Annotated in this window: 24 protein-coding genes and 1 riboswitch; of the genes, 17 read left to right on the top strand and 7 right to left on the bottom strand. The window is 40.3% G+C overall.

Annotation, left to right across the window (positions count from 1 at the left end; all coding sequences use genetic code 11):
• Positions 1–109 precede the first annotated feature (109 nt).
• Positions 110–1,927, bottom strand: coding sequence for a cation:proton antiporter (locus ACN19N_RS13825; RefSeq protein WP_420001581.1), 1,818 nt, complete (start codon positions 1,925–1,927; stop codon positions 110–112).
• Between the two features lie 121 nt (positions 1,928–2,048).
• Positions 2,049–4,289: a primosomal protein N' gene (locus tag ACN19N_RS13820; protein ID WP_420002396.1), complete on the bottom strand. Its 2,241-nt coding sequence runs from the start codon at positions 4,287–4,289 to the stop codon at positions 2,049–2,051.
• Between the two features lie 146 nt (positions 4,290–4,435).
• Here ACN19N_RS13820 and gspF point away from each other — a divergent pair, with 146 nt between their 5' ends.
• From gspF to ACN19N_RS13800, 4 genes are all read left to right on the top strand, one after another.
• Positions 4,436–5,641 carry a type II secretion system inner membrane protein GspF gene (gene gspF / locus ACN19N_RS13815; RefSeq protein ID WP_269228955.1) on the top strand — a complete coding sequence of 402 codons (1,206 nt, stop codon included), beginning with the start codon at positions 4,436–4,438 and terminating at the stop codon, positions 5,639–5,641.
• Positions 5,642–5,664: 23 nt separating this feature from the next.
• Positions 5,665–6,234 carry a type II secretion system major pseudopilin GspG gene (gspG, locus tag ACN19N_RS13810; RefSeq protein WP_420001580.1) on the top strand — a complete coding sequence of 190 codons (570 nt, stop codon included), beginning with the start codon at positions 5,665–5,667 and terminating at the stop codon, positions 6,232–6,234.
• Positions 6,235–6,498: 264 nt separating this feature from the next.
• Positions 6,499–6,843, top strand: coding sequence for a hypothetical protein (locus ACN19N_RS13805; RefSeq protein WP_269228953.1), 345 nt, complete (start codon positions 6,499–6,501; stop codon positions 6,841–6,843).
• 27 nt (positions 6,844–6,870) lie between these two features.
• On the top strand, positions 6,871–7,257 hold the full coding sequence (locus ACN19N_RS13800) for a hypothetical protein (RefSeq protein ID WP_269228952.1): 387 nt from the start codon (positions 6,871–6,873) through the stop codon (positions 7,255–7,257).
• Between the two features lie 98 nt (positions 7,258–7,355).
• On the opposite strand, the gene lnt is transcribed toward ACN19N_RS13800, so the two are convergent.
• Both lnt and ACN19N_RS13790 read right to left on the bottom strand, forming a co-directional pair.
• The gene (gene lnt / locus ACN19N_RS13795; protein WP_420001579.1) at positions 7,356–8,915 is read right to left on the bottom strand and encodes an apolipoprotein N-acyltransferase; all 1,560 of its coding nucleotides are present in this window, start codon (positions 8,913–8,915) and stop codon (positions 7,356–7,358) included.
• Positions 8,912–9,751, bottom strand: coding sequence for an HlyC/CorC family transporter (locus ACN19N_RS13790; RefSeq protein ID WP_269238998.1), 840 nt, complete (start codon positions 9,749–9,751; stop codon positions 8,912–8,914). Before ACN19N_RS13790 ends, lnt begins: the two co-directional genes overlap by 4 nt.
• A 175-nt stretch (positions 9,752–9,926) precedes the next feature.
• Here ACN19N_RS13790 and tusA point away from each other — a divergent pair, with 175 nt between their 5' ends.
• Both tusA and ACN19N_RS13780 read left to right on the top strand, forming a co-directional pair.
• Positions 9,927–10,184: a sulfurtransferase TusA gene (gene tusA, locus ACN19N_RS13785; protein ID WP_269239655.1), complete on the top strand. Its 258-nt coding sequence runs from the start codon at positions 9,927–9,929 to the stop codon at positions 10,182–10,184.
• Positions 10,185–10,219: 35 nt separating this feature from the next.
• A complete protein-coding gene (locus tag ACN19N_RS13780; protein WP_269238999.1) occupies positions 10,220–11,014 on the top strand; it encodes a hypothetical protein in 795 nt (264 codons plus the stop codon).
• Between the two features lie 281 nt (positions 11,015–11,295).
• Here ACN19N_RS13780 and ACN19N_RS13775 read toward each other — a convergent pair whose 3' ends face one another.
• Positions 11,296–13,008 carry an electron transfer flavoprotein-ubiquinone oxidoreductase gene (locus ACN19N_RS13775; RefSeq protein WP_269239000.1) on the bottom strand — a complete coding sequence of 571 codons (1,713 nt, stop codon included), beginning with the start codon at positions 13,006–13,008 and terminating at the stop codon, positions 11,296–11,298.
• A 187-nt stretch (positions 13,009–13,195) separates the two neighbouring features.
• On the opposite strand from ACN19N_RS13775, the gene ACN19N_RS13770 reads away from it, so the two are divergent.
• From ACN19N_RS13770 to ACN19N_RS13750, 5 genes are all read left to right on the top strand, one after another.
• The gene (locus ACN19N_RS13770; RefSeq protein ID WP_420001578.1) at positions 13,196–13,819 is read left to right on the top strand and encodes a DUF1285 domain-containing protein; all 624 of its coding nucleotides are present in this window, start codon (positions 13,196–13,198) and stop codon (positions 13,817–13,819) included.
• A 43-nt stretch (positions 13,820–13,862) separates the two neighbouring features.
• A complete protein-coding gene (gene murI / locus ACN19N_RS13765; RefSeq protein WP_269228946.1) occupies positions 13,863–14,741 on the top strand; it encodes a glutamate racemase in 879 nt (292 codons plus the stop codon).
• A 104-nt stretch (positions 14,742–14,845) separates the two neighbouring features.
• On the top strand, positions 14,846–15,874 hold the full coding sequence (locus ACN19N_RS13760) for a DUF4062 domain-containing protein (RefSeq protein ID WP_269228945.1): 1,029 nt from the start codon (positions 14,846–14,848) through the stop codon (positions 15,872–15,874).
• A gap of 69 nt (positions 15,875–15,943) precedes the next feature.
• Positions 15,944–16,960, top strand: coding sequence for a ferrochelatase (hemH, locus tag ACN19N_RS13755; RefSeq protein ID WP_293743937.1), 1,017 nt, complete (start codon positions 15,944–15,946; stop codon positions 16,958–16,960).
• A 30-nt stretch (positions 16,961–16,990) separates the two neighbouring features.
• Positions 16,991–17,635 carry an MBL fold metallo-hydrolase gene (locus ACN19N_RS13750; protein WP_269239004.1) on the top strand — a complete coding sequence of 215 codons (645 nt, stop codon included), beginning with the start codon at positions 16,991–16,993 and terminating at the stop codon, positions 17,633–17,635.
• On the opposite strand, the gene ACN19N_RS13745 is transcribed toward ACN19N_RS13750, so the two are convergent.
• On the bottom strand, positions 17,632–17,823 hold the full coding sequence (locus ACN19N_RS13745; protein ID WP_241334719.1) for a DNA gyrase inhibitor YacG: 192 nt from the start codon (positions 17,821–17,823) through the stop codon (positions 17,632–17,634). The two genes, ACN19N_RS13750 and ACN19N_RS13745, sit on opposite strands and share 4 nt — an antisense overlap.
• 91 nt (positions 17,824–17,914) lie before the next feature.
• Between ACN19N_RS13745 and ACN19N_RS13740 the strand changes: the two genes are divergently transcribed.
• The 4 genes from ACN19N_RS13740 to ACN19N_RS13725 all read left to right on the top strand — a co-directional run bounded on the left by ACN19N_RS13740 (position 17,915) and on the right by ACN19N_RS13725 (position 20,888).
• Complete coding sequence (locus ACN19N_RS13740) at positions 17,915–18,559, top strand: SAM-dependent methyltransferase (RefSeq protein ID WP_420001577.1); 645 nt, start codon at positions 17,915–17,917, stop codon at positions 18,557–18,559.
• Complete coding sequence (locus ACN19N_RS13735) at positions 18,552–19,742, top strand: TIGR03862 family flavoprotein (protein WP_420001576.1); 1,191 nt, start codon at positions 18,552–18,554, stop codon at positions 19,740–19,742. Before ACN19N_RS13740 ends, ACN19N_RS13735 begins: the two co-directional genes overlap by 8 nt.
• 78 nt (positions 19,743–19,820) lie before the next feature.
• A complete protein-coding gene (locus ACN19N_RS13730; RefSeq protein WP_420001575.1) occupies positions 19,821–20,231 on the top strand; it encodes a GFA family protein in 411 nt (136 codons plus the stop codon).
• 18 nt (positions 20,232–20,249) lie between these two features.
• A complete protein-coding gene (locus ACN19N_RS13725) occupies positions 20,250–20,888 on the top strand; it encodes a flavin reductase family protein (protein ID WP_420001574.1) in 639 nt (212 codons plus the stop codon).
• 14 nt (positions 20,889–20,902) lie between these two features.
• Here the strand turns inward: ACN19N_RS13725 and ACN19N_RS13720 are convergent, their stop codons facing one another.
• On the bottom strand, positions 20,903–21,235 hold the full coding sequence (locus ACN19N_RS13720; protein WP_004659167.1) for a HopJ type III effector protein: 333 nt from the start codon (positions 21,233–21,235) through the stop codon (positions 20,903–20,905).
• Between the two features lie 127 nt (positions 21,236–21,362).
• Here ACN19N_RS13720 and ACN19N_RS13715 point away from each other — a divergent pair, with 127 nt between their 5' ends.
• The gene (locus tag ACN19N_RS13715) at positions 21,363–22,214 is read left to right on the top strand and encodes a DUF2071 domain-containing protein (RefSeq protein WP_420001573.1); all 852 of its coding nucleotides are present in this window, start codon (positions 21,363–21,365) and stop codon (positions 22,212–22,214) included.
• 59 nt (positions 22,215–22,273) lie between these two features.
• Positions 22,274–22,340: riboswitch (Fluoride riboswitch) on the top strand.
• Positions 22,341–22,473: 133 nt separating this feature from the next.
• The gene (crcB, locus tag ACN19N_RS13710; RefSeq protein WP_004659163.1) at positions 22,474–22,854 is read left to right on the top strand and encodes a fluoride efflux transporter CrcB; all 381 of its coding nucleotides are present in this window, start codon (positions 22,474–22,476) and stop codon (positions 22,852–22,854) included.
• Positions 22,855–22,905: the final 51 nt, after the last annotated feature.

The following is a 22,905-nucleotide window of genomic DNA, read 5'->3' as shown; positions in this document are numbered from 1 at the left end:
AGTGCTCCTTCGAGGGAGCGCAAAGCAACGCTTTGCTTTGTAACGCACTTCAGACTTTATAAAGAGGTGCATGGTTATGCAGTCAATAATGGTGTCAGTTTGCCAAAACTCAAGATGTTTCATTGAGTGATTTTGCATCACTTTGTGTGTTTTGATCATTGCTCGCACGATCTAAAATCAAAGTTTTTGTATTTGCAAATAAATACTCAAGCTCGGCAATAGCACTTGGATGATTTTTAATGATCTCTTGTTGATTAGAATTCCAATGTTGCTGGATAAGCCGTTCATCTTCTTGTTTAAAATGCATCATCAAATTTTGTGCTTCATTTTCGCAAAGACCTGTTTCAACTAAGGCTTGCTGCGCCATACTTAACGCAGATGCGTAGGTTTCACGCCAAATCTGTGAAATCCCTAAATCATGAAGTAATCGTGCATGATGACGATCTCGAGCACGAACCAAAATGGTTAACTCTGGATAATTTAAACGCAGATGTCGTGCTAGATTCATGCTGTCCTCGACATCATCAATCGCAATAATCAGTAACTTGCAGTATTCAATACCTGTAGCCCGTAGGTTTTCGATTTGTGTAACATCGGCATCAATAAAACGATGTCCATATTGTTCAATAAAATCAGCATCAGGTTGGTTGCTATCAATCACGTTAAAGTGTTTCCCTTGCGCATGTAAAGCACGTGCAATGACTTGCCCAAAACGGCCGAATCCAATAATGAGGATTGGATGTTGTGGGATATCAGCATCAGCCACAGCGACTTTATTTTTTTGCAGCATCGGTAAAATTTTCCGATTAAACAGGGCGTAAAGTAAAGGTGTGAATAGCATCGAACCCAAGATAATGAGAAATGTCGGTGCTAATAATTCTGTACTCAGTAAATTTTCGCTTTCAGCTAGCTTGAGCAGAATAAAACTAAATTCACCACTTTGTGCCAAGCTTACGGCAAATAAGGTACTAAATTTGGTATTGCGTTGTTGATAATAGCTGATCGCACCTATCACAACTGCTTTAATTAAGACCAGTGCAAAGATTAAACCTAGAATCAAGAGTGGAGATTGGCTTAAAGGTGTCAATGAAAGACCTAAGCCAATCGCCAGAAAAAACAAGCCTGTCGCCGCATCTTTAAAGGGTTCGACAATACGTTCCACCTCAACTTTAAATTCACTCTCAGCAAGTAAAAGTCCAGCTAAAAATGCAGCAATCAAAATATGAAGATTTAAAATATCCATAATCAGGATGACTGAAAGCAGGATGAATATGCTGAGTACAGGAATGAGATGAAGACTGTTTTTATGCGCCAAGAAACGAAATATAGGACGAACTAAATAACGATTGGCTAAAAATAGGCCTGAAATCGTAGCGATGAGCGCTGCAAAATAGGCGATTCCATGTCGAGTAGAGGCTGTATCTTCTAGTAAAGGAAAGAGTGCAATCAGAATGACGGTAATAAAAGCCTGAAATTGTAAGGTGGCTAAAGTAGCTTGTTCTAATTTATGGTTGCTCTGTTGTTTTTGTTGGAGTAGTTGTTGTGGAAGAATCAACGCGGAGAGTGCTAAAGTACATCCGAGAATCAGACTGTGCAACACTTGATTAACCAGTAAGAAACATGCTCCAACTAGAAGGATCGTGATGATGAAGTATTGTAGGCCACTATTTTTTAAGATGCCTCTGCGTTCTCCCCACAGTTGTAGCGGGCGAAAAGCAAAGCCAATAAAGAACATCACGGCAATCATACCGAAATGCAGCAGTTGATTAATCAGTTTAGGATCTTCAATCAAACCAGAAACGCTTGAACTAAGCAAAATCCCTGCAATCAGATAACCTAAAACAGTGGTGGAGGCATAGCGTTTTGTCAAAGGAACAAAAATTAAAGCCGCAGCCAGTAAAAAAATAATCGGGAGCAGTAAAGACATTGAATGCCTCAATTTTTCTATTTTATTTAGACTAACTCAAATGAAGCGCCTGTAAAAATATGATCTGCAAAGATGATATTCGGAAACGCCCTTGGTCATTTGAATCAACGGACGTTTAGCTTTAACTAAACTCTTGTGGATCAACATCTATCGAGAGTCTGAGCAAATGCTGACGTGGTAAATGTACCACTTGTTGCCACCATTGACGTAAATAAAAGTGCAGCTTGGCGCGATCAGTTGATAAAATCACCATATGCGCGCGATAACGACCAGCTTTACGTTCCATCGGTGCGGGAATGGGCCCCCAAATATCCACGATATCGCCTGCTATCACTCTCAATTGTTGGGCAATATCAGCTAAAAATTGTTGGCTATAGTCGCGATCTTTAGATTCAACCCGAACCAATACTGCATAACGATAAGGCGGTAGCAGGGCAACTTTGCGATCAGCTAGCATTTGTTTGGCGACAGTACGATAATCATGTTCAATCAATGTGGTCAGCATCGGATGATCTGGACGCAAACTTTGCAAATAAACACTGCCTTTATGCTCACCACGACCAGCACGGCCAGCGACCTGCACAATCAGCTGTGCGGTTCGCTCAGGTGCACGTGGATCAACACTGAGCAGTCCTGCATCAATATCTAAAATCGCAACAAGGGTAACATGCGGAAAATGATGACCTTTTGCCAGCATTTGTGTGCCCAACAAAATGCTCGGTTTATTTTGCTGAATGCGATCATAGATTTTTTGCCAGCTACCGACTCGACTGGTGCTGTCACGATCGACCCGAATCACTTCATGATGTGGGAACAGCTCCTGTAAATGTTCTTCAAGTTTTGCTGTTCCTGCTCCAATAGTTTTTAAGCTTTGTTTCTGACATGCAGGACAATGATCGGGCAGACGATTGATGGTACCGCAATGATGGCAATGTAAATAATGATAAGGCTGTGAATGTAGGGTAAAGTGCGCATCACAGTGTGGGCAGTTGGCTTGCCAGCCACAGCTTTCACACATCAGAATTGGCGCATAACCGCGTCGATTTAAAAAGATCAGTACTTGTTCTTTACGTTCTAACGTATGCTTGATTTGTTCGATGAGTGTTTGGCTGAGTCCGTGCTTCTTTTTTGCGATTTTTAAATCCACCACATACATTTTCGGCAGTACAGCGATGCCCGCACGCTGATTCAACTCAAGTAGATGTAACTTGCCCGATTCTACCAAATGATAACTGTCGATACTTGGGGTGGCTGAACCGAGAATGACGGGACAGCCTTGCAAGTGACCACGATACAACGCCACATCACGGGTATGGTAACGGAAACCTTCTTGCTGCTTATACGAAAGATCATGTTCCTCATCTAGAATGATTAAGCCCAAATGCGGCAGTGGGGTATAGATTGCTGAACGTGTGCCAATAATAATGGAAGCTTTGCCCGTTTGTGCATGTTGCCATGCTTGTAAACGTTTTGAGTCATTTAAGCCTGAGTGCAGTAAAGCCACATCGCAATGAAACCGTGATTTAAAACGGGCGACCGTTTGTGGGGTTAGGCCAATTTCAGGTACCAGTACCAATATTTGTTTGCCTTGTTTTAGCACCTCATGCATGACTTGCAAATAGACTTCAGTTTTGCCACTACCAGTCAAACCATCGAGTAAAAATGCTTGATAGTGATGCTGTGCTTTGAGGATCTGTTGAATGGCTTTCTTTTGATCTTTGTTTGGTGTCAAAGGCACTTGAGCCAGCTGCACAGGCGTTGGGGTGAAATCATGCGGTTCTAGACAACATTCAACCAAGCCCTTTTTTTCTAATGCCTTTAAAGTTGAGGTTTCTACACCACTAAGATTGAGCACATTCTCCGTAGAACCATGTGGATGAAGCTTTAAAACCTGATAGGCATCATATTGTTTTTGAGAGCGTTTTAATAAGGCATTTGGGTCATCGTATGGGATGATTTTCCATAAATGAAACAGAATGTCTAAGGCGCGCCCTTGTCTTAATAAGCTGGGCAGGGCACTTTGCATCACTTCACCAATCGGGAATTGGTAATATTGGGCTGACCATGTCAACAAAGTTAAAACTTGTTGATCTAGAATTGATTCCTGATCGAGTAATTCTGTGATGGCCTTAAGTTTGAATTGCCCTGTGAATAGGTCATTGGGATCAACTTTTTCAGTAATGATTCCAATCAGATTTTGCTGTCCAAATGAAATCGCAACACGTGCGCCAACCTGTGCTTGATCGTATTGCTCAGCACTGACCGTATAGTCAAACGTGTCATACACATAAACGGGTATTGCAACTCGAATACGGTACAAAATAGCGTTAGAATTTTGGCTAGGCATATAGGCTTCATTCATGAGTAAAATGGCATGACTGCATGTCATGGAATTATGCTAAAGTGCAAAGTGTTATGTCGATGAATTTCTTGTGAAAGTATCAGGTTTCATTTCAAACACGGATGCAACTGTAACAACAACTATTTTGGGACAATTAGAACAGAACCATGCCTGCTTATCAATTTACCGCGCTTGATGCCTCTGGAAAGCAACATAAAGGTGTGCTGGAAGGGGATTCCGCACGCCAAATTCGTCAACAGTTACGCGATAAAGCATGGACACCGATTGCGGTTGATGCTGTTGAGCAAAAAGACAAACAGCAACAACGCTCATGGTTTAAAAAAAGCTTTAGCGCCTATGATCTTGCCCTGATGACCCGTCAGCTTTCAGTCTTGGTCGCTGCAGGAATTCCACTTGAAGAAGCACTGCGTGCAGTGAGTAAACAAAGTGAAAAATCACATGTCCAAAATTTATTAATCGCCGTACGATCCAAGGTTTTGGAAGGACACTCACTGGCGAAAAGTATGCAGCAGTCGGGGCGATTTCCTGAGCTGTATATTGCAACGGTTGCTGCGGGTGAGCGTTCAGGTCATCTTGATCTGATTCTAGATCAGCTTTCGGATTACACCGAAAATCGTTTTGCCATGCAAAAGAAAATTCAGGGTGCGATGATTTATCCGATCGTACTGATGTTGATGTCTTTCGGAATTGTCATGGGTCTAATGACCTATGTCGTGCCTGAAATTGTCAAGACTTTTGAGCAAAGTAAAGAAGCCTTGCCTTGGATTACCGTAGCGCTCATGAAAGCCAGTGCTTTTATTCGGCATACTTGGATTGCTATGCTGATTCTCGCTTTTATTGCGATCATTCTATTTACCCGCTTTCTAAGAACAACCGCAGGGCATTATGCGTTTGACCGATTAACACTCAGATTGCCACTATTTGGTAAACTTTCGCGTGGTATAAATGCAGCACGTTTTGCCAGTACTTTGTCTATTTTGACTCGTTCAGGGGTGCCTTTGGTTGAAGCCTTACGCATTGGCGCTGAAGTCAGTAATAACTGGGTGATTCGTGATGCGATTGAAGTGGCGATGGAGCGTGTAACAGAAGGTGGTAATTTGGCAACACAATTGGAGCGTTGCGGTTATTTTCCCCCAATGATGGTACAAATGATTCGAAGTGGTGAAGCTTCTGGTGAATTAGATCGAATGTTAGATCGAGCTTCAACCATGCAAGATCGTGAGGTGACAACGTTTATCTCAACTTTATTGGCTTTACTCGAGCCTTTGATGCTGATTTTTATGGCAGCAATTGTATTGGTGATTGTGATTGCGGTAATGTTGCCAATTATTAATATGAACAATATGATCTGATGAGTAAGATGTAAGAGATGAATATGAATAATTTAATAGATAAACAAAATGCTGGACGTAGCTTGAATGCTTCTACCCTTGCGGAATCTTGCAACTCAGAGTTCGAGTATAATCTTAATCCTGCCACTCGAAGCATAGCTTCTCGTCTTGCGACCCGACCGAGCGTTGCTCGGTTTAATCGGGTCTCAGGATTTACACTCATTGAAGTGATGGTTGTTATTGTAATTTTAGGTGTTTTGGCCGCTTTAGTTGTTCCTAGCGTAATGGGCAGAAGTGAAAAAGCCAAAGTTGATACGACGAGTATTACGCTAAAAGGTGTTGCTGGCGCTTTGGATCAGTATAAATTGGATAATGGTCGTTACCCATCCATGCAAGATGGTGGTTTAGATGCTTTGGTCAACAAACCTGCGGCCGCTAAAAACTGGTTGCCAGGTGGTTATGTTAAAGGTGGTTATCCAAAAGACAGTTGGGAAAATGATGTTCAATATGTGATTCCAGGTCGTGAAGGTCGTTCATTTGATTTATATTCGTTTGGCGCGGATGGTAAAGAAGGTGGCGAAGGCAATGATGCGGATATTTATTATCAGCCATAATGTTTGAATAAAATATCACTTCACTTTTGAATTAAATAAATAGAAAGTGAAGTGATAATATTTCTTAATTAAATAAAATAGCATAACTATTTGAAAAATATAAAATGAATAAAATATTGAATATGTGAGAGTTATAATAAGAATTATTCCCATATTTGATAGTTACAACAAAAAGAAATTATGCAGAAAAATAGACTATTTCTTTAGATCAAAGCTTTGCATAATAAATTCAAGCCTTTGAAAAATAAGATGTGGAGAAATCAGATGAAAGCATTCTTTATGTTGGATGAACTCAATCAGTTTCATTGGGCAATGCTGAAATCTGTGTTGTTTATTTTAAGCCTATTACCGATGAGTGAAGGTGCTTTGTCCTTATGGCAAACGACTGAGGGTAGTAGCCAAATCATGATCGGCTTCTTTGCACTGAGTATGTTGAGCGCATGGTTTGTATTGTGTTTTTTAAGTGCCTTAAAAACCAGTGTCTGGGATAACCATGAGCTGATTTCTAAATATGAGCAGCTTGTATTTAAAGCCTATCGCTATATTCCGATGCTGTTTTTATCGAGTCTCGTGGCTTATTTATCGGTGCAAGTATCTATGGTACTTTGATGTAAATAATTTTAGTTAGGGTATATGATGTTTATCCGTTTTATTATTCATGTAAAGGATGAGGGTTCAAATAAGAGGCAGGGCTTGTTTCAAGCAATGTCAGATTTAGAAGAGTCTGGTGAATTGTATGATTATGAACAAACTTATTATGATGAAATATATGATTGGTTTAGAAAAAATCTAAAGAAACCAGATAGCTTTGCTCGATCATCTAAACCCCATGCGAAGAATGTTGCTCTTAGTTGGTTTAAAGACACAGCTGATGAACATATATCAAAAATGTATGAAGTTACTTATCTTCTTCGAGCGCATGGGATTAATGTAGAAATCTTGAGTACAGAACGACCAGGGTATGTTGTATATGAAGATCAGTTTCAAATCGTGGCTGAACCATTTAAGGAGACCTGTACTTAGAAAAAGTCTTTTCTTTAGATTTATTCTGTAAAAATATTAATAAAACAAGCACTTAAATCTATTATTCATCCAAATGCTTATCTTAATTTATTAAACAATTACCGCCGTGATTTAAACGAAATATCAACTTTACGTGGGCGATAAATCCATCCCATTACTAACAATAATAGTGAGAAAATCAAGATTGGATAATCACTTAAACGGTTGTATAACGTTTGTCCTTGCATGGCAGGTAAATCACCACGTAATACAAATTCCTGATCTAAAGGAGCTTGTTTCACAATGTGCCCATTGTGATCAATAAATGCAGTTACACCCGTATTAGTCGCGCGAATAAACCAACGACCATTTTCTTTGGCACGCATTTGTACCATTTGTAAATGTTGCCAAGGACCTGCTGTACCTGTAAACCAAGCATCATTTGAAACAGTAATTAAAAAGTCACTATTCATCGCATTACGACGGGTCAGATTAGGATAAGCGACTTCATAACAAATGGCTGCTGCAAGCGCATGTCCTTTGATGGTTAGAGGCTTTTGATTGGATTCCCCACGTGAAAAACCACTCATACTAATATCATTTTGCATCGCAGGTAAAACCCATTTGAGCATTCCTGAAAGAGGAATATATTCGCCAAATGGAACAAGACGTTGTTTTTTATACAAGCCATGCGAATCACTGCCTGATGCCATAATACTGTTGTAATACAAGGGTTCACCCACTTGTTGAGACTTTGGCATATCCCAATAAGGGATTCCAGTCACCCAAGCGCTATCTGCCATTTTTGCTTGAATATCCATTGCTTTTAAAAAGTCTGGAATATCCGTTTGAAATAAGGGAATAGATGATTCAGGCCAAACGATCAGATCACGCCCCCATTCCGCACGGGTTAAAGTGGCATAGATTTCTAAAGTTTTAATTTGATACTCAGTCAACCATTTCAGGTCTTGTGGAATATTCCCTTGAATCAGTGAAACACTCAGAGGTTTAGCTGCTTTAGGATGCACAAATTGAATCAACCCAGCACCCCATGCACCCACTATCAGTAGTGCAGAAGGAATAGCCCAAAACCAGCGACGATTTAAAATTTCGACTAATGCACAAGCCAATACTATGACGACGAAAGAAACTGCATAGACACCGAATAAAGGGGCATAGCCATCGAGTAAGCGTTCAGTGAAAGCATAGCCTGCAAATAACCATGGAAAACCTGTGAATACCCAAGTTTTCGCCCACTCAAATAACACCCAAAGTGGGGCGAAGGTTAACGGTGTTTCTGGGAAAAAGCGACGGTACAGCCATGTTTGAAAAGCTGTAAATAAACCCATGGCTGCCGCCATAAATGCAATCATCAAAATGCTTAAAAATGCATTGGTATCACCATAAGTATGGATAGAGGTGTAGAGCCAGAACGCACCGACAAACCATAAACCAAAACCATAGGCCCAACCTAGCGCAAAAGCTTGGCGTGGGCTACGTTGACGTAATACAGCATATAACAGAGCTGGTGATAGAATCGCCAGCCACCAAAAATAATAAGGTGCTAAAGCTAAACTAAAGATTGCACCTGAAATGAGTGCAATCAAAAGGGGAAAAATAAAGGGTAACTGTTTTTGCGGTTGAGAAGTTTTTAACAGCTTTTCAAAATAGGCTCTCATTGACGTACAGCTCGAATCAGATGAATAGTGCGTGCATCTGCTTCAATAATGGTAAATTGCCAATCTCCAAGCTCAATGGTTTGACCTTGTAAATCGCTCACTAAACCAATCTCTTGCAGCAGTAAACCGCCCATAGTTTCAACTTCATCATCAGAAAAATCTGCATCTAAAATTGTGTTGAAATGTTCAATTGGTGTAAGTGCCTGCACAACCCATGTATTGGCTGTAGTTGGATCATTGTCAGGTACGATATATAGCGCTTCTTCATCGGCAATATCGTGTTCATCTTCAATTTCACCGACGATCTCTTCGAGAATGTCTTCAAGGGTGACTAGGCCAGAAGTTGAACCATATTCATCGATGACAATTGCAATATGTGTTTGTGTATTTTTTAACATACGCAAGACTTGATCTGAACGAGCACTTTCAGGCACGAAGACAGGTTGGCGCATCAGTGAATGAATATCAACTTTGACATTACGCTCGGTTAGGAAAGGTAAAAGGTCTTTCGCTAATAAAATACCGACCACATTATCGCTTTGATCTGCTGAAAACACAGGGAAGCGTGAATGTGCAGAATCAATCAGTACATCCAAAATATCTAACAGTTGATCATCCTCTTGTAAGCTGATAATCGCTGTGCGTGGCGTCATTACTTCTCGAATCTTTGTTGCTGGGAGATCAAGTACACCCTCAAGCATAGCAACGGTATCTGGCTCTAAAAAGCGGCGTGAGTCTTGAACTAACTTGAGTAATTCATCGCGGGTTTCAGGTGCAGTACCTAACCATTTTCTTAAGCCACGCATACCCCACGACGGACTGGATTCCTCGACCATGATCTTTCCTAAAGACTCTCTATATCAATTAGATGATTTTCATCATACCGAAGAAAAAGCGGATATGCATCAATAAAACGATGCGAAAAATGTACAGTTTTTCAAAAAGCTGTTGATAATTTTTATCGACTTACTTTATGTTAAAATGTGAATATTAAAATATATGAGTATGATGATGTCCGAACGACCTCAACTTCCCACTGTTCAACTTAATACTAGAGGTTTACGTTGTCCTGAGCCTGTAATGATGTTGCATCAAGCCATTCGCAAAGCCAAGTCGGGCGATATTGTTGAAGTCTTAGCTACAGATCCATCAACATCATGGGATATTCCAAAGTTCTGTATGCATCTTGGGCATGAGTTGGTATTAAAAGAAGAAAGTCTGGATGAAAACAGTAATACTGAATATCGATATTTAGTGCAGAAAGGGTAGTCTGGATATTGAATTAAATTTGAGGAAATGGTTCAGTGAAATTAAAACAGTTTGAAAAACACATGTGGGTTTTTGAAACTTTGATTGATAAGGATATAGAGCAGCAATTTGATGAAGCATTGGAGTACTTGTCTCAAGGCAGTTTACTTGCATCAGAGTTGACTCTAACTAGGCTACTTTCTGAGTATCCCCAACATATTGATGCTTGGGTTCATCTTGGGTTGGTTTATGAATATTCTAGTCGAAAAATGGAATCTTATCTCGCTTTGCGTGAGGCTCATCGTATTGGACTGGCAGCATTTCCCACTACATTTAACTGGGATAAAGATTTATTGGAATGGGGCTTTATTGAGAACCGCCCATTTTTAAGGGCTTGCTTTAATTTAGCTTTACACATGGCTGATACACCGATGGCTGTTGAAGCGGAGCAGATTTTTACAAGATTAGTGAAGATATCCCCAAATGATAATCAGGGAGCACGCTATCTGTTATTAAAACGCTTTCTTGAAACAGAGAATAAATTAAAATTGCAATGGCTGGATACCAAGTATCCAGAAGACCATAGCCCTGAATTTTTATATGGAAAAGTATTGTTTGCATTAATGCAGCAAGATATCGATAGAGCTAAAGCCACATTTTCTGAAGCAAAAGCCGCTTTTCCACTGGTTGCTCGAGAACTCAAGAAAAAACGTCATCCTAAACCTGCTGAATTTGAGGAGGGATATATCACTGTGGGTGGGAAAGATCAGGCATTTGTTTACTGGAGAGAGTTTGGTCATCTTTGGCAATATGGAAGCCCCACTTATGAGTTTTTATTGGCCAATATATAGTCATGCTATGAATAAGCTCTGACATTTTGGGACAGGGTGATATATTTATTATGCTTCCTTGATCAGGCTATTTTTAAGCAAATTTTCCAACTTGGCTATCTCAGTAATTTCACGCCATTGAATATTCTGATGTTTGAGTTGCTTAAACACCTTTCCTTTATATCCATAAAAAGAAAAAATTGCATTGATTTTAGCTTGAATGTTAAAAGTAACAAAGCCCCAATCTTTCAATCAGGGCTTTGAGTAATGACTATGTAATAGATTACATGTTTGGATACTAATTACATATTCGGGTAGTTCGGTCCGCCGCCGCCTTCAGGCGTTACCCACGTAATGTTTTGTGAAGGGTCTTTAATATCACAAGTCTTACAGTGTACGCAGTTTGCTGCGTTAATCTGGAAGCGCTTAGAACCATCATCATTTTCCATGATTTCATAAACACCAGCAGGGCAGTAGCGTTGAGCAGGCTCATCCCATTTCGGTAAGTTTACATTCACTGGCACTGATGGATCGGTTAGCTTTAAGTGAGCAGGCTGGTTTTCTTCATGTACTGTATTCGACACGAAGACTGAAGATAAACGGTCAAAGGTCAACTTACCATCTGGTTTTGGATAGTTTGGTTTGAACGTTGATGCATCTACAGTTTTAAGCGCAGCAAAGTCTTGTTTTAAATCGTGTAACGTAAATGGGACTTTAAGGATATTTTGATCGATAAAGTTAAATGCGCCACCAATCCAAGTACCAAACTTGTGCATTGCTGGACCAAAGTTACGTGCTTGATATAACTCTTCTTTTAACCAAGAATTATTGTACTTATCTGTATAAGCAGTTAACTCTTTAGCAAAATGATCGTCACCTTCAAGGACACGAGCAATTGCAAGATCACCACCTTTTTCTACGCCAGCAGCGATTGCTTCAAAAACAGCCTCACCACACAACATACCTGATTTCATTGCAGTGTGAGAGCCTTTGATTTTTGAAAAGTTCAAGAAACCAGCATCATCACCAATTAAGCAACCGCCTGGGAAAGTCAGTTTAGGTAAAGAGTTAAAGCCACCTTTTACAACTGCACGTGCGCCGTAAGAAATGCGTTTACCACCTTCAAGGAATTGCTTAATGGTTGGGTGAGTTTTCCAACGTTGCATTTCCATGAATGGATACATATTTGGATTTTCATAAGATAAATCCACAATCATACCCAAAGTCACTTGGTTGTTTTCAGCGTGGTATAACCACCAACCACCCGCAGAACCTGTTTCAGATAAAGGCCAACCCGCACCATGCATGACTAGACCTGGTTTGTGTTTCGCTGGGTCGATTTCCCAAAGTTCTTTAATACCAATACCGTAATGTTGCGGATCAGCATCTTTATCAAGATTATATTTTGCAATTAGGCGCTTACCGAGGTGACCACGGCAGCCTTCAGCAAATAGCGTATATTTTGCATGGAGTTCATAACCAGGCGTGAAGTTATGTGTTGGCTCACCATTTTTGCCAATCCCCATATCACCTGTTTGAATCCCTTTCACAGTACCATCTTCATGGTAAAGCACTTCAGAAGCAGCAAAACCTGGGAAGATCGAAACTTCTAATTCTTCAGCTTTTTGACCTAACCAACGCACAACGTTACCGAGGGAAATGACATAGTTCCCTTCGTTGTGCATTGATTTTGGTACCATCCAATACGGCATTTTTTGTGCTTTCGTATCAGAAAGTAAGAAATAGGTTTCGTCGCCCGTTACAGGTACATTGAGTGGCGCACCTTCTTCTTTCCAGTTCGGGAACAATTCATTCATGGCACGTGGTTCAAGTACAGCACCAGAAAGGATATGCGCACCTACTTCAGAGCCTTTTTCAACAACACACACTGAAAGATCAGGTAGGTTGTTTTCAATCGCTAATTGACGAATTTTAATCGCAGCAGATAAACCCGCAGGCCCTGCGCCTACGATCACTACGTCAAACTCCATCGCTTCACGTTCGATGTGTTCCATGTAGGACTCCTCATATTTTTAAGGGTGGCAACCGTAATATTGCGATTCGGTGCTGCCATGAGTGTTCTGAATTGCCAAACACAAATGCTACTATTGTGCTTGCAAACGTTTGGGATAGTATAGTTTTAAACCTTGGGCTCGCCAATTGGCTGAGCGGTCATATTTTCTCGTCAGCAAGGCATAAACTATGATAAATGAAAATGATTCTTCACAAAACCCTTTAGAAAATCAGGGAAAAATCGTGTTTCCTGATGATAGAAACTTAATGAACATTTCACAATACTTAAAAGATGTACAGCAAAGTCACAAAAGGTCAATTCCACCTTTAGACCAATGGCATCCAAAGCATTGTGGCAAAATGGATTTGAAAGTAAAAGCCAATGGCGAATGGTGGCACGAAGGTCAATTGATCAAGCGGCAGGCGCTATTGGATTTGTTTACTAAAGTGCTTTGGAAAGAAGAGGATAAATTTTATCTTAAAACACCTGTAGAGCAGATTGAAATTGAGGTGGAAGATGAGCCTTTATTAATCAATCATGTGGATCAAATTGAAATCGATGGAAAATCTTATTTGCAAGTCTCTACAACCAATCAGGACGTCGTGATTCTGGATGAAACACACCCTATTTTTATGCGTGAATATGCAGGTGAATTACGCCCATATGTACATATACGTTTCGGTATCAATGCTTTAATCCAGAGACAAAGTTTTTATCATCTCGTGAACTATGGTTCTTTGTCTGAAAATGCTCAAGGTGAGGCTGTTTTAACGTTAAAAAGTGGTGATTTGATCTTGCATTTGAGCACCTGAGGTTTAAGCTTAAAAGATTAGATAAATTAGTGCTCACGTGTGTATGACAGCTGTTCAACCTATGCCTCTCTTATTGGATCCTATGCCACACGCATCTGCTGATGCGCCAATTGGGGTTTTTGATTCGGGTATTGGTGGATTATCGATTGCACAAGAAATTGCACAACATTTACCGAATGAACGCATTCTTTATTATGCAGATACAGCACATGTTCCCTATGGTGCGCGTTCAGATCAAGAGATTCGCAAGCTTACTGCTCAAGCAATTGAGTGGTTGTATCGACAAGGTTGCAAAATTGCAGTTGTCGCTTGTAACACTGCTTCAGCTTTTAGTTTGGATTATTTGCGAGATTATTATGGCGAACGTTTTCCAATCGTAGGTTTAGTTCCTGCGTTGAAGCCTGCTGTGATCCAAACCCAATCTAAAGTTGTAGCAGTGTTAGCAACACCAGCAACTTTTCGTGGTCAATTGATTAAAGATGTCATGCTCAAATTTGCTGAACCTGCTGGGGTGAAAGTTCTCGCTGTAACCAGTTTAAAACTTGTACCTTTTGTAGAGTCAGGCCAGCAAATGAGTCAAGGTTGTTTGAATGTATTGCAAGAGATTTTACAGCCTGTTGTTGCTCAAGGTGCGGACTTTTTAGTGTTGGGTTGTACCCATTATCCCTTCCTTAAAGATGCGATTCGTCAGGTTTTTGGTGAAAAGTTAAAGTTAATTGACTCTGGGCAAGCGGTTGCACGACAAACAGCATACATTTTGATAAAAAATAGGTTATTATGTGACAAAATAAGTCATAATATTACACGTATTGAATGTTATGTCAGTGGTAATAATGCGATTGAGTTATCATTAGTGCTCAAACATCTAGTACCAGAACAAATAACATGGACGATTCGCAATTTGGATGAAATTACTGCTTAATTGCGTAAAATCTAATCATATTTGTGGTTTTATCTAGGTTATCTATTAATAAAATTTAAGCAAAATAGCTTAAAATTATTGATCAGTGAATTGAGGCTTAGCCTATGCAAGATACCCGTTATCAAGTGTTTATTTCTACGTCTGGCAATGAAATGCAACCAGAGCGAGCAGTCTTGACTCAAACTTTGGTTGGGATGGGGTTCTTTTCGTGGGGCTTAGAACAGCGCACACCATTAAGTACCTCTATTGCTCGTCGTCAAATAGATGACTGTGATTACGTCGTAATCTTATTAGGTAGCCAGTATGGCGAACAATCCGTTTCAGGTGTTGGTTACATGCATTTGGAATATATTTACGCCATGACGAAGCAGAAACCCGTGATTGTATTCATGCATGAAGATCCTGAATCACGTGATGCTGTATTACATGATCATAAATTAGAATTAAGAGAAAAATTCAAAGAGTTTAGAAAACAGCTTCAACATGAAGTTGATCAAGTTTTTACTTATCGGACTTTGCGTGATTTAGAACTTGCGGTACGTTCGAATATGCCGCAAATGTTAGAACGTTATCCTGTAGTCGGTTGGGTGCGTCCGCAAAATACCCAAGTTTTACAAGATGAAATTGACAGTTTGCGTGCAAAAGTAAAACAACTTGAAACTGAAGTTGGAAGTCGAGAAGTCGATCCGATTGCAACTGTTCCAAAGGTATCAATGCATGAGATTTATTCATTTGAATATCGTATGCATGCTTATCAAGATGGTAATTTCAAAGAAGTTAAACCATTCCGTAAAATGACATGGGCACAATTACTGAATGTCTTAGGTGCCTCATTTGTAATTCCTACACCTGAAGAATATTTTTCTAAACGTATGAATGAATATTTAAATGAAACAGGTCTCGATGATGCACGTGTAGAAATGCCAAGAGCGCATGCTGTTTCTCGCGCGCAAATCAATATTCGTGCACTCCATGAAATTAAAACACAAATGCGTCAAAATGAATGGATCATTCCAACTGGCCGTGATGATCGTCAACGGATGTTATGGCAATTGACCTCAAAAGGGCAGAAGTTATTAGAAAGTAATATTTTGGATAGTAATCGGGTTTTTCAATTTAAGACTATGCATTAATTCAATTTAAAAAATAATCATAAAGCTGCTAAAGTAATTGAAGAAATTCAGCTATAGCGGAAGCGATCTATGTCAGCTACACCAAAACCAAAAGTGACTGTGGTTTTAGCAAATTTAGGTACGCCAGACGAAGCCACTGTGCCAGCAGTACGTCGATTTTTAAAACAATTTTTATCCGATACACGTGTAATTGAAATCCCGAAACCGATTTGGTGGATTATTTTACATTTATTTGTATTGACATTCCGTCCTAAAAGAGTGGCTGAAGCTTATGCTTCCGTATGGTCAAAAGATTCACCAATGCGAGAAATTGTGCTTGAGCAAACTGAATTGGTGAAGCAACGCTTACAATCGGAAAATCAGCATTTTGACTTGACGGTTGTTCCTGCTATGACCTATGGGCAACCCAGCATATATGGTGTTTTTGAGCAACTTGAAAAAAATCCACAAGAGCACGTTATCCTTTTACCTTTATTCCCGCAGTATTCCGCAACATCAACAGCACCCCTTTATGATGCTTTTGCAAAATGGATTCCTAAACAACGCCATTTACCCGGTCTGACGTTAATCAAAGATTATTATCAACATCCCATGTTTATTCAGGCATTGGCGGATAGTGTTGTCGCTTATCAAGCCAAATATGGTAAACCTGAAAAATTATTGATGTCTTTTCATGGTATTCCGCAGCCGTATGCGGATAAGGGTGATCCCTACGCTGATCGTTGTCGTATGACAGCGAAACTCGTCGCTGAAGCCTTGCATTTAAATGAAGGAGAATGGGCTATTAGTTTCCAATCTCGCTTTGGTAAGCAGGAATGGGTTAAGCCATATACAGATGTGATTTTACAGCAATGGGGTGAGCAAAAAGTTAAATCAGTGCAAGTGTTGAGCCCTGCATTTTCGGCGGATTGTTTAGAAACATTGGAAGAGTTGGCCATCCAGAATAAAGAACTGTTTCAACATGCGGGTGGTGGGGAATATGCTTATATTCCTGCTTTGAACAGCGATCAAGCGCATATTGATTTGCTTGCTAGTCTGGTTCAGGCTAATCTTGACGCTCTCACTCATACCTTAGCCCATCGTTAAATTGACGTTTTATTTCGCCAGAGGTTTTTTATGTTGCAAGTCAAAATTGTACCCGTTACTGCATTTGCCCAAAATTGTTCTATTCTTTGGGATAGTGAAAGTAAAGATGCTGTTTTGATTGATGCAGGTGGTGATGCTGCTGTACTTAAACAACAAGTAGAAGCACTCGGTTTAAATGTTAAAGCACTTTGGTTAACACATGGGCATCTTGATCATGCAGGTGCGGTAGGTGAACTGGCTAAGACATGGAATATTCCAGTGATTGGGCCGCATAAAGAAGATCAGTTTTGGCTTGATATGATCCAAGAAGTCTCAGCACGCTATGGTTTCCCGATCCCACAACCTGTCAAAGTTGATCAGTGGTTAGAGGGGGGCGAAACGTTGAAACTAGGTGAAGATGAATTTGAAGTCCGTTTTGCACCAGGTCATACCCCAGGTCATGTGATGTTCTATAATGCCAAACATGGTTTGCTCTGGACCGGTGATGTATTGTTCAAAGGTTCGATTGGGCGTACTGATTTTCCAAAAGGTAATCATCAGCAATTACTGGATTCAATTCAACGTGAATGTTTTAGTTTGCCTGATGAAACTCAGTTTATTTCAGGTCATGGACCTATCAGTACTATTGGTTATGAAAAGCAATTTAACCCATTTGTTGCAAGCAAAGCAGGTTAGTCCTCATAATCATCTTCTTGGCGTTGTAAGCCTGCTTGAGGAGCATCTTGAGTCGGTAATTTATATTCATCACTTGCCCAAGCACCTAGGTCGATCAATTTACAACGCTCTGAGCAAAAAGGACGAAATTCATTAGCTTCCCAAGTGCTGGCTTCACCACAACGAGGACAGGGAAATGTACGTGGCATAGAAAATTCCTAAAACATAAAACAAATAGATTAGGCAAAAGTAAAGTGAGTTGTTAGACTTATGCCGATTTCTAGATAGTTTGATGAGATTATGTCGATTCGTCAATTTCAAGCACAACGTATGCAAGCCCCTCGTGATTTTATTGCCATTCCTAATACGCCGATTTGTGTCGAAATTGGTGCTGGAAAAGGCAAACATGCCTTGTTGTTTACAGGGCAAAATCTACACACCACGTTGTATGCGATTGAACGAACCAAAGAAAAATTTCTGGCTATGCAAAAACAGCATCAACTAGAATCGCGTGAATATCTCAATCCGATTCATGCCGATGCTTTACCTTGGATTGTGCATGCCTTATATCCTGCACAGGTCGAACAATTTTTTATTCTCTATCCAAATCCAGAACCGCATAATCCTGCACAACGTTGGCTGAATATGCCATTCTTTGAGTTCCTACTTTCTCGTCTTCAGCCCAATGGGTCTATTACGCTCGCAAGCAATATTCCTGAATATATTGATGAAGCAGAACAGCAGTTGCTTGAGCTGTGGAAATTACCGTATGAAAAACAAAAAATTGCAGCAGATTCTGCACGTACTCATTTTGAAATTAAGTACTTAGAACGTGGCGAGTTGTGCCAACAACTGATCATTCGAAAACCAGAAGGCTATAGAACCCGTTTTGATGATTTTGCACCTTTGCAAGGGCAGAATATTCAAGAGAACCTTGATGTCTAAACGCATTGCGATTATTGGTGCAGGTCCAGCGGGCTTGATGGCTGCTGAAGTGTTGAGTCAATACAACTATCAAATTGATGTGTTTGAACAAAAGCCTTCGGCTGCCCGTAAGTTTCTTATGGCGGGAAAAACGGGTTTAAATATCTCACATGCTGAACCTGTAGAGACTTTTGTACAGCGCTATGATCGTGTGGATTGGTTGAGCCCGTGGGTGAAACAATGGGATGCTCAATGGATTCAAAACTGGATGCGAGGTCTGGGTATTGATGCCTATGTGGGAAGTTCGGGGCGTGTGTTTCCTGTAGAAATGAAAGCAGCCCCCTTACTTCGTGCTTGGTTAAAGCGATTGATGAATGATGGCGTAAAATTTCATTATCGTCATCGTTGTGTGGATTTATCCAACAATCAACTCACGATAGAGAATCAGACTCAGCAATTTAGTGCAACTTATGATGCGATTGTGTTGGCCTGTGGAGCAGTGTCATGGTCACAATTAGGCAGTGATGGCGCTTGGCAGCAATGGCTTCCTTCCGATGAGATTGAACCATTTCAGGCTAGCAATGCTGGGGTTTTGAAACAATGGTCGCCGTTTATGCAAGATTGTTTTGGTCAGCCACTCAAACGAGTTGATGCGTGGGTTACATCTGAGCGAAAGACACATGGCGATATCATCATTACGCATTATGGTTTTGAGAGTGGTGTGATTTATAAGCTGGGGCGTGATTTAAGAACACAGCTGAGCCAAAAGAAAAACCTAAAACTTCACCTAGACTTACTTCCAGATATCAGTATTGAACAATTAGAAAAGAAGCTACAAGCCAATAAAAAGCAGTCTCTCACCAATCTTTGGCGTAAAGCAGGGTTGGATCAGGTCAAAATTAATCTGCTTCGGGAAATCGTTGATAAAAGCTTATGGTCAGATGCCAAGCAAATAGTGCAGCAGATCAAACATCTCAGTATTTCTTTAGATGGCTTCCGTCCAATCGAAGAGGCAATTAGCTGTGCGGGCGGGGTCAAGCAAGATGTTTTATCTCCACAATTGCAATTGAAATCTAATCCTTATGTGTTTTGCTGTGGCGAAATGCTGGACTGGGATGCACCAACAGGCGGATATTTGCTGACGGCTTGTTTTGCCACAGGGCGAGCAGCAGGGCAAGGCGTACAACATTTTTTAAGCATATAAATACGCTTTTTTGTACTTTGTTTGATATGTGAATAGTGTTAGTTTTGAGTAGTTAATCAATATAGGATGCATGATGGTATGTCTGAACAATCGCCAGTATATCAAGGGAGTTGTTTATGTCAGGGCATTCGCTACGAAATTCAGGGTGAAATTGGTGAGATAGTTCAGTGCCATTGTCAGCGTTGCCGTAAAGCTAACGGGACGGCTTATGCCACTAATGCACCGATTAGTAGTAGAGATTTTAAAATTGTACAAGGTGAACACCTCGTTAAAAAATTTGCTGTTTCAGGTGTTTATCGCTGGTTTTGTGGCGAATGTGGTTCACCACTCATTAGCTCACGTGATGCGCAGCCAGAATTGTATCGTTTAAGAATTGGTACATTAGATACACCTTTACAGCAAAAACCAAGCATGCATATTTTCGCGGCGTCAAAAGCAGAATGGGACTGCATTACAGATGATTTACCACAATATACTGAACGTCCATAAGTAGGTAGTGCAAGCATCATGATTTTTGAAACCTCTGAGTTAGATGCCAATCAGATCTATCGTTTGTTGGTTGGGGGAATTACGCCTAGACCCATCGCATGGATCAGTACAATCTCTGCTAGTGGCGTGGCCAATATAGCCCCTTATTCATTCTTTAACGTTGCGAGTTGTAATCCTCCCATCCTTTGGTATTCACAAGTCAATCCAAGAAATGGGCAAGATAAAGACACTTTGAGAAATTTAATCGAGACTCAACAATGTGCGATTCATATTGTAAATTCACAACTACTTGAACAGATGAATTTATCTTGTGCTTTATTGCCACCAGAGCAAAGTGAGTTTGATTTTGCTGAGATTGAGTTTGAACCGAGCCATGCAGTCGCAGCCTTGGCAGTAAAATATGCACCAGTGCGATATGAATGCGAATTAAGAGAAGTCATTCAATTCAGTAGCTTAGCATCTGGAGGTACAGTCGTATTGCTGGATGTCAAATCGATTTATGTTGATGATAGGTTATGGGATGGACAGATGATTGATCAACAGCAACTCGATAGTGTTGGGAAAATGGGTGGCGATTTTTATAGTTTAACGACAGATTTATCTAAATTAGTTAGACCCAACATTACAATAGAAAATGATGATAAAAAAGGAGGTTAAAGACCTCCTTTATCTTATTTTGCAGTCAGTGCTTTACCTTCAAACTTCACGCCATCCCAACCATTTTGCATAAACTGACGAATATTTTGATGATCTGTTGCTTCAGGTGTCGCCAATACAGATGCATAATGTTCCGCAAATAAACTGAGCGTATCCGCTTGATTTAAGCCTTCGATTTGAGCAAAGCTGAGTACTTTTGCGCTGCCTTGGTTTTCGGTTTCAGCATTTGATTGTGCGCCATTTTGAAAGGCTGTTGGCGTATGTTGATAACGCGCTTCAATAAATGCCAATACGTCTGCAAACTTTGCTGAACCATCTTTAAGTTGTGCCAATAAGCTTTGAGCCATTTCAAAATTCCATGTTTGATGAAGTAATGCGGGCATCATAACATTTAAAATACAGCATCGCATTTGAACTGGACGTTGTAATCTTGGCAGTTTATGCTCAAAGCGAGCATGAATCTTTTAAATAATAATGAATAGACACCGTTTAAAGTGGTCCTCATCAAGGTCTGTATTGCGATTTTTCGCGCCGATATTAAGTTGTCGTTTTATCTTGCAACTCCGTCGTATGATGATGCGCACACTTCCTTTTATGCATTTACAAAGTCAGGTGAGCAATGTGGTTTATTTGTCTTGGTTGGTGGATGTTGAGCAAGTTCGCCAGCGTTATCCAGATCCTGTTGTGTTGTGGGAAAAGCAGGGCAAAACCATCTTTACTATTTTAACTTATCAGCACCAGCATTTTGGCTTTACTTTTCTTGGAATACTACGCCAACTAATGCCTTCACCTCGGCAAAGTAATTGGCGCTTTTATTTAAATGAATCAAAGCCCAAGACCGTAATCTTTGAACAAGTGATCGTTGATCAAGCTTTGTATGCGATCGGTGGTCGCCTCGCCAGTGATGTGATGCCTGCACAATATGCATCACATTTTCAGCATCAACGAGATGAAAACGTGATTCATACTTGTATTCGTATGGATGAAGATTATTCTTTTAGTAGTGATATACACATCACCACGCAGAAACGTTTAACTGCGGCTTGGCAAAGCTTATTTTCCTCATGGGAGGAGGCCGTTCAATTTTTGGTGGATCAAGATCATGCGTGGGCTGAATGGATTGACCAACCGACTCGGATGTCGCAAGGGGATATCAACATGCCTGTGCAATTTCAACAAATTCAGGCTGCTGAGATTGATAAATTACAGGCTCCTCAATTGTTGCAACAATTTGGTTTAGATGATGATGCCGCAGCTTTCACTTTTGTGGTTCCTAAACTGGATTTTTATGTGGTGGGAGAAAAAGTATTGCCAGAATCTCAATAAATTGTGGATAACTTTGTGTTTATACACAGCAGTTGAGTTGTCTAAAAATTATGTTATTTTAGAGCAAAGGAGATGGCATTCCTCCTATTACAAACCGCCGTTTTGGCTAATGATGCCTACGTTACCCTGAACAGGGGGCGTAGGTTTGTGCGTGCTCTGTTCTCATTTTTGGAGTTCGCAGATGACAAATTTTCAGAAAAATATTTATCAATCTATGTTTAATGTCTGTTTACCTCCAACCTCAGGTTTGGAGTAAGTTATGTATTATCCATTACTTTCGATTGCTTTAGGTTCGGTACTCGGTGCATGGTTACGTTGGTTTTTGGGTTTAAAGCTGAATCCTATTTTTCCCAATATTCCTTTAGGAACGGTCACCGTCAACTTTGTTGGTGGCTTTATTATTGGTTTTGCAATTTCCTATTTTTCTCAAAGCTCATTGAGTCCCAATTACAAACTGTTCGTGATCACGGGCTTTTGTGGTGCATTGACCACGTTCTCAACATTTTCGGCTGAGATTATTACCTTATTACAAAGTGGTAAATTGGGTTATGCCTGTGCTGCGATTTTGATTCATGTGCTTGGATCATTGCTGTTTACCATCTTAGGTATGAGCCTGCATCAATGGCTTAGTGCTACATAGATAGCCAAGGAGTGATGAAATGAATGGATTTTTAATTACTTTTTATACGAC

The sequence above is a fragment of the Acinetobacter sp. LF10 genome (assembly GCF_048585715.1).
In the GTDB taxonomy this organism is placed as follows: domain Bacteria; phylum Pseudomonadota; class Gammaproteobacteria; order Pseudomonadales; family Moraxellaceae; genus Acinetobacter.
This window is presented reverse-complemented; position numbering and strand designations above follow the sequence as displayed.

Excerpts from the sequence above, each read along its gene's own strand:
- ACN19N_RS13715 (WP_420001573.1), top strand. The coding sequence starts at position 21,363 with ATGAATAGACACCGTTTAAAGTGGTCCTCATCAAGGTCTGTATTGCGA.
- gspF (WP_269228955.1), top strand. The coding sequence starts at position 4,436 with ATGCCTGCTTATCAATTTACCGCGCTTGATGCCTCTGGAAAGCAACAT.
- ACN19N_RS13750 (WP_269239004.1), top strand. The coding sequence starts at position 16,991 with ATGTTGCAAGTCAAAATTGTACCCGTTACTGCATTTGCCCAAAATTGT.
- ACN19N_RS13775 (WP_269239000.1), bottom strand. The coding sequence starts at position 13,008 with ATGGAACACATCGAACGTGAAGCGATGGAGTTTGACGTAGTGATCGTA.
- ACN19N_RS13770 (WP_420001578.1), top strand. The coding sequence starts at position 13,196 with ATGATAAATGAAAATGATTCTTCACAAAACCCTTTAGAAAATCAGGGA.
- ACN19N_RS13800 (WP_269228952.1), top strand. The coding sequence starts at position 6,871 with ATGTTTATCCGTTTTATTATTCATGTAAAGGATGAGGGTTCAAATAAG.
- ACN19N_RS13725 (WP_420001574.1), top strand. The coding sequence starts at position 20,250 with ATGATTTTTGAAACCTCTGAGTTAGATGCCAATCAGATCTATCGTTTG.
- ACN19N_RS13805 (WP_269228953.1), top strand. The coding sequence starts at position 6,499 with ATGAAAGCATTCTTTATGTTGGATGAACTCAATCAGTTTCATTGGGCA.
- ACN19N_RS13740 (WP_420001577.1), top strand. The coding sequence starts at position 17,915 with ATGTCGATTCGTCAATTTCAAGCACAACGTATGCAAGCCCCTCGTGAT.
- gspG (WP_420001580.1), top strand. The coding sequence starts at position 5,665 with ATGAATAATTTAATAGATAAACAAAATGCTGGACGTAGCTTGAATGCT.
- hemH (WP_293743937.1), top strand. The coding sequence starts at position 15,944 with ATGTCAGCTACACCAAAACCAAAAGTGACTGTGGTTTTAGCAAATTTA.
- murI (WP_269228946.1), top strand. The coding sequence starts at position 13,863 with ATGACAGCTGTTCAACCTATGCCTCTCTTATTGGATCCTATGCCACAC.
- tusA (WP_269239655.1), top strand. The coding sequence starts at position 9,927 with ATGTCCGAACGACCTCAACTTCCCACTGTTCAACTTAATACTAGAGGT.
- ACN19N_RS13760 (WP_269228945.1), top strand. The coding sequence starts at position 14,846 with ATGCAAGATACCCGTTATCAAGTGTTTATTTCTACGTCTGGCAATGAA.
- crcB (WP_004659163.1), top strand. The coding sequence starts at position 22,474 with ATGTATTATCCATTACTTTCGATTGCTTTAGGTTCGGTACTCGGTGCA.
- ACN19N_RS13745 (WP_241334719.1), bottom strand. The coding sequence starts at position 17,823 with ATGCCACGTACATTTCCCTGTCCTCGTTGTGGTGAAGCCAGCACTTGG.
- ACN19N_RS13820 (WP_420002396.1), bottom strand. The coding sequence starts at position 4,289 with ATGAATGAAGCCTATATGCCTAGCCAAAATTCTAACGCTATTTTGTAC.
- ACN19N_RS13735 (WP_420001576.1), top strand. The coding sequence starts at position 18,552 with ATGTCTAAACGCATTGCGATTATTGGTGCAGGTCCAGCGGGCTTGATG.
- lnt (WP_420001579.1), bottom strand. The coding sequence starts at position 8,915 with ATGAGAGCCTATTTTGAAAAGCTGTTAAAAACTTCTCAACCGCAAAAA.
- ACN19N_RS13720 (WP_004659167.1), bottom strand. The coding sequence starts at position 21,235 with ATGGCTCAAAGCTTATTGGCACAACTTAAAGATGGTTCAGCAAAGTTT.
- ACN19N_RS13790 (WP_269238998.1), bottom strand. The coding sequence starts at position 9,751 with ATGGTCGAGGAATCCAGTCCGTCGTGGGGTATGCGTGGCTTAAGAAAA.
- ACN19N_RS13825 (WP_420001581.1), bottom strand. The coding sequence starts at position 1,927 with ATGTCTTTACTGCTCCCGATTATTTTTTTACTGGCTGCGGCTTTAATT.
- ACN19N_RS13730 (WP_420001575.1), top strand. The coding sequence starts at position 19,821 with ATGTCTGAACAATCGCCAGTATATCAAGGGAGTTGTTTATGTCAGGGC.